1 protein-coding gene is annotated in these 821 nt (G+C 69.8%); it reads left to right on the top strand.

Annotated elements, in window-relative coordinates:
• A partial coding sequence (locus AC1DWF_RS33440) for an MmgE/PrpD family protein (RefSeq protein WP_476842797.1) occupies positions 1-712 on the top strand: 712 nt, incomplete at its 5' end.
• Positions 713-821: the final 109 nt, after the last annotated feature.

Genomic DNA, 821 nt, shown 5'->3' with positions numbered 1-821 from the left:
GCTCGCATCCTCCGGCGTGACCGGCATCGAGGAACCGCTGCAGGGGCGCTGGGGCTATATCGAGCTGATGGCCGGCGAGAAGGTCTTCGGCCTCGACGCGGCGATCCGGAACATCGGCGCGCCCGACGCCATGGCCCAGTACGGCGCCTGGCAGAAATTCTATCCTTGCTGCGCCTCGACGCACCGGCCGGTGGAGGCGCTGCTCTCGCTCGGCCTGCGCGCGGAGGACGTCACCGCCATCCGTGCCGAAGTATCCGAGGTCGCGGCCGCCAATCTGCGCTACCGCGTGCCGAAGGATGCCAACGAGGCGCGCTTCAGCCTGCCCTACTGCATGGCCGCGGCGATGGCGGAGGGCACGCTGACCAAGGGCAGCTTCGCGCCCGATGCGCTCGCCCGGCCCGAGCTGGCCCACATCATCGGCTGTGTGGAGATGGTGGTGGACCCCGAGCTGACCGCCGACCGGCCCATCACCGAAAGCTTCGAGCGCGGGACCGTCATCGTCACGCTGCGCGACGGCAGCGAGCGCCGCGCCGCCGTGCTCGACCCTCGCGGCCATCCGAAGATGCCGCTCAGCGACGCCGAGCTCGCGGAAAAATTCCGCGATTGCGCCTCCGGCATACTGACGCCGGAAGCGACGGAGGTCGCGCTCGCCCATCTCGCTGCTTTCGGCGAGCTGGGCCGCGTCTCCGAGCTGATGGCCGCGCTCGATTGAACTATTCCGTGCGGGCGCCGGAAGCCCGCACGATGGGCGGCCAGAAGACCCGCTCCTCCGCGATGAAGGCGTTGAAGCGCGCGAGGTTGTAGCCGAGCATCGGCGGCAT

The sequence above is a fragment of the Aminobacter sp. P4_D5 genome, from assembly GCF_056401815.1.
This window is presented reverse-complemented; position numbering and strand designations above follow the sequence as displayed.